Consider the following 4,649-nt stretch of genomic DNA (forward strand, 5'->3'; position numbering starts at 1 on the left):
TCCGGCAGGATTTGCCGTCAGCCGCCTATTCACCGGTGCAAAGCGTCAATCCGCCAGACGCACCATGGGAGCAAAGCTTGGGGGCATCGATCTTCGGCACCCCACAGTACACGCTGCCTGTGGACGACTTGGGAGGATTTGTCCCTCCGAGCTGGCAACACGGCAATCAACCGGTACCAGATGACCTTCTGCCTGCAATGTACTTGTTTGACTTGCTGCCGAGCGCGGACAAACCCACCAACTTCAGTATCCATGGTGTGCCCTACACGGCCACTCTGGGGCCATCAGGCATGCAGAGCGACATTTACCTTTTCCAGCAATAGGGTGGAGATGGATCGAGCAATAGATGCCAGTCGTTCTTACATTCTAACTTTGCGGTTACAATTGCTGTCAAAGCTGATTAGAGGGGCGACATTGTCAGCCAGTTAGAAACGCGACGCTGGCTCTGATGATCAGCCCCGATCCGACCGGCTGGGCCGGGTTGAAAGGGCGGAGCGGGGGCGGGTGAGGGAGTACCTCTTCGGCTTTAGCTTTGAGACGATGCGATTGACGCCTCACTCCGCAGCGTCAAGCTTTGCCAGCGCTGCTTTGCGGCGTTCGATCACTGCCGGATCGTTCATGAAATCCTTCCGCCGTCCCGGACCGTGAGCCCGTCGCACATAGCCGTTCTTCTCGCTGTTGGTCATCACCACCGGCTTCGACTGCTGGTCCTGGCGCTCCTTGATATAAGTCAGAACGTCGCCGAGCCGTTTGTTCTCGGTGATCGCCGCATGCGTCACCCGCTGGTCTTTGTCGAAGGTTTTGTAGGGCAGGGAATGTCCCTTCCATCGTACATCGAGGCGGCCGTCGGCATAGGCATAGGTCTCGACATAGCGGCCGGCCAATCCGCGCGTCACGTCGGTCTCCTCCAGCATGATCCGCTTACGCTCGAACGAAAACGTCAGCTGCGATCCGACATAGCGCTGCTCGCGTTTGCACAGGATCTCCTTCAACCGATCCGGTGCAAGATTTACCGGCCGGTGCAGGTCATCGGATCGGGCAGGGACAATCGCAAACCGCCCATTGTAGTCCACCATGAAGCCAGGCAAAAACGCATTGCCTGCCTCCATGGTGTCGATGCCTGCCAGTCGCAATTCCTTGACCAGACGATCCTGCAGCGTCCGGTTCATCCGCTCGACACGGCCTTTGGCCTGGCTGGTTGCACAGAGAATCTCGATGTTTAGCTCCGAGAGTGCCCGTCCGAACTGGGTCATGCCCTGACCACCCTTGGCCTCCTTCTTCGTCACCCGGAAGACCGAGTGCTTGTCGGAATAAAAGGCGATCGGCGCCCCGTGCTGCTTCAGATAAAGCTCAAGTGCGTCGAAATAGCTGAAGGCGCTTTCCGAGCGCACGAACCGCAACTGCATCAATCGGCCAGTCGCATCGTCGACAAACACCAGGAGCGAGCACGGATCTCCACGATCCTCGAACCAGCGATGCTCGGACCCGTCGATCTGCACCAGCTCGCCATAGGCTTCGCGCCGCAGCCGCGGCTGATGAAACGTCCGCCGCTGCTTGCGTGACAGCCACAATCCGGCCTGCGTCATCCAGCCGCGCAACGTCTCGCGCGACACTCGCAATCCATCGCGCTCGGCAAGCTTCTCGGCCGCCAGCGTTGGACCGAAATCCGCATAACGTTCACGAACCAGCGTCACCGCATAATCCCGAACACCGTCGCTGATCCGGTTGTTCGACGGTCGGCCGATCGCCGTGTGGCGGATCGAGGCTGCGCCGGTCGTGCGGATGCGATCCAACAGGCGTCGCACCTGGCGCTCGCTCAGATCAAGCACATGTGCCGCCGACACCATCGTCATTCGGCCGGCGATCACCTTCGACAAAACCTCGATCCGCTGCAGATCACGCTCGCTCATCGCTACCAATCCCATCTGCAATCTCCCACGTCAGAAAAACGCGGGGAGTGTGACATTCCAACTTTGCAGAAACAGGACACTTCAACTTTGCGGCTACAGTAGTTGTCAAAGCCGAATAGGGCTGCGACGCTGTCGGCCAGTTAGAAACGCGACACTGGCACCGATGATCAGCCCCCGATCCGACCGGCTGGGCCGGGTTGAAAGGGCGGAGCGGGGGCGGGTGAAAGAACACCTCTTCGGCTTTAGCTTTCTCAATAGCAATTGTTCAGTCGCCGGCTGATACTCGCTTTTATCTGAATTGAGCGGGTAGGGATCAAAGCTGCACGATGCTTCCGGAAATCAAGCTGCAGGGTGACGTCGATGTCGCCGCGCTGTCACCTCTTCTTCGCGGCATGCTTCTGTCCGTTGCCTATGCTGACGGTGAGGGTGGCATAGGATTGACCGCGACCGGTGCTATGAACCGCAAATTCGTACATTGGGCCGCTGTGAACTTCCTGTGGCCCGACTTCACAGCCGAAGACCTCTACAGCATGAACAAAGTGCTGAACGAAAGCGACATGCCGCCGCTCTGGGTCGTGCGGGACATGACCCGCCATCTGAAGCTGCTTCGCCGGAAAAAGGATGTGCTGCTGCCAACCAGACGCGGCCGGGAGTTTCTGGTGAACCCGCAAGCCTTCTTCGATCTCGTGGCCACAGACTATCTCTACTCGTATGTCCATGCCACCGAGCGGGAAGCTGAGGTGCAAGCGCGCCTACGCTGGTGGCGCATGTTCCTCAATCTTCTCAATATCAAGGCGAGAGAAGGCTGTACGCCTTTGGACGTCGTGAAGATCCTCTATCCAGACACGGCACCTCTGTCCGCCACCGAAATGACCCTGGAAGCCTGGGAGCTCAAATTCGATCTCCAATATGGCGTCCTGCGGCGCCTGTGCTGGCTGGGCCTGCTTTATGAGGCACGAGAAGGGCTCACGCTTCTTCAAGACGGAGCCTTCCACAAGACGCCGCTTTGGTCCGCCTGCCTGCAATTGGAGTCAGATACGCAAAGCGATATCGGCGTGCATTGACGCCCTTTATTCCGCAGCCGGCTGCCTCAATAACGCTTTCTCCCGCCGTGCGATCACCGCCGGATCGTTCATGTAATCCGTTCTCGGCTTGCGTCCACGCTTCTGGTAGCCGTTCCCCGTGCTGCCATCGCGAATGCCGAACATATGGTCCGTCTGCCCAGTTCGCCGTGGTCCGCCCTTGCTGCGCTGCTGCTCCCGCCCAGCCTGCAGCTCGGCGACAACAGACAGCATGTCGTCCAACCGCTTGTTATCGACGACCTCGGCGCGATGCACGGAGCGTAACGTGTCAAAGGTTCGGTAGGGCAGGGCAAAGCTCTCGTGCATGATCTCGAGGCGCCCGTCCGGATAGTCGCAAACGACGACCTTCTTACCCGCCAGGGACCTGGAAAGATCTGTCGGATCAAGGATGAACAGCACCTTGTCATAGCGCAGCGTCAAAGCCTGCGACAGCGTGCGAACTTCCTTGCGGCACATGGCGCCATCGAGGTTCTAGTGGTCGGCCAACGGCCGGTGCATGTCCTTCGGATTACGCGGCTGTTTGCCAAAACGCGCGTTGAAATCCGCAATGAACTCAGGCGCATAGGCGTTGGCTTCCTCGATCGTGTCCATGCCGCGCAGCCGCATTTCCTTGACCAGCCGATCCTGCAGTGTCTGGTTCGCACGTTCGACGCGGCCTTTGGCCTGCGGGGTATTGGCACAGATGATGTCGATGTTCAGCTCATAAAGCGCGCGGCCGAATTGTGTCAGGCCGCTCGTCCGGTCCTTCTCCGACGCATGGGTCGAACGAAAGACGCCGTGCTTGTCACTGTAGAAGGCCAGCGGTTTGCCCCATTGCTGCAGATAGGCCTTGGTCGCGTGCAGATAGTCGAAGGTGTTCTCCGAGCCGGCAAACCGTAGATGCAGCAGCTTGCCGGTGGCGTCGTCGATATAGACGAGCAGGGCGCATTTGGGCCCACGGTTCTCGAACCACCAGTGATGCGAGCCATCGATCTGTACCAGTTCGCCAAAGCAATCACGTCGGCCGCGTGGCTGGAAAACCCGCTTCTTGCGTTCCCGACGCGAGACCCAGATGCCGGCCTCGGTCATCCATTGCCGCAGGGTCTCCTTGGCGACCGAGATCCGGTGCAGCTCGATCAGCTTCTCACGCGCCAGCGTCGGACCGAAATCCAGATAGCGTTCACGGATCAGATTCAGCGCCGCATTGCGAAACTCCTCGCTATGGCGCCGGTTGCTCGGTCGCGATCGCTTCTTGGAAACAAGCCCGGCCGGACCATCCCGGTCATAGGCCTGCAGCAGCCGATGGACCTGACTTCGACTGAGGTCGAGCCGTTCGGCGGCCTGCACAACGCTCAGGCGTTCGTCACGGATCTTCTGGATGAGTTCGAGGCGATGCAATTCTTTCTGCGACATAGTGATCATAAAGGACATGACGACTCCGACCGCTCATGGTCTCGACCAGGCTGAAGGTCGTCATCCTTGCTCCCGACATTGGCATTGACCAGTCGTCGAGAGGCGAGATTGTCGCATCTCTAACTGGCCCAACTGTCGCATTACTAAATAGCCTTGTGACTTCTAATGTAAATGCAACAAGGGCTTAAAGGCTACTACAGGGCAGGGAGATCAGCCCCCGATCCGACCGGCTGGGCCGGGTTGAAAGGGCGGAGCGGGGGCGGGT

General features: G+C 59.0%; 2 protein-coding genes and 2 pseudogenes. 2 read left to right on the forward strand and 2 right to left on the reverse strand.

Annotated features, from left to right (window positions below; genetic code table 11):
• Positions 1–323, forward strand: a pseudogene (locus QWJ46_RS30790) (hypothetical protein); the annotation flags it as partial.
• Between the two features lie 231 nt (positions 324–554).
• Here QWJ46_RS30790 and QWJ46_RS30795 read toward each other — a convergent pair.
• On the reverse strand, positions 555–1,925 hold the full coding sequence (locus QWJ46_RS30795) for an ISNCY family transposase (protein ID WP_004675917.1): 1,371 nt from the start codon (positions 1,923–1,925) through the stop codon (positions 555–557).
• A 311-nt stretch (positions 1,926–2,236) separates the two neighbouring features.
• On the opposite strand from QWJ46_RS30795, the gene QWJ46_RS30800 reads away from it, so the two are divergent.
• The gene (locus QWJ46_RS30800) at positions 2,237–2,974 is read left to right on the forward strand and encodes a hypothetical protein (protein WP_004675918.1); all 738 of its coding nucleotides are present in this window, start codon (positions 2,237–2,239) and stop codon (positions 2,972–2,974) included.
• A 6-nt stretch (positions 2,975–2,980) separates the two neighbouring features.
• Here the strand turns inward: QWJ46_RS30800 and QWJ46_RS30805 are convergent.
• Positions 2,981–4,402: pseudogene (locus tag QWJ46_RS30805) on the reverse strand (ISNCY-like element ISRel10 family transposase).
• Positions 4,403–4,649: the final 247 nt, after the last annotated feature.

Source organism: Rhizobium sp. CBN3 (genome assembly GCF_030518245.1).
GTDB classification, from domain to species: Bacteria; Pseudomonadota; Alphaproteobacteria; order Rhizobiales; family Rhizobiaceae; genus Rhizobium; species Rhizobium aethiopicum_A.

Excerpts from the sequence above, each read along its gene's own strand:
- QWJ46_RS30795 (WP_004675917.1), bottom strand. The coding sequence starts at position 1,925 with ATGGGATTGGTAGCGATGAGCGAGCGTGATCTGCAGCGGATCGAGGTT.
- QWJ46_RS30800 (WP_004675918.1), top strand. The coding sequence starts at position 2,237 with ATGCTTCCGGAAATCAAGCTGCAGGGTGACGTCGATGTCGCCGCGCTG.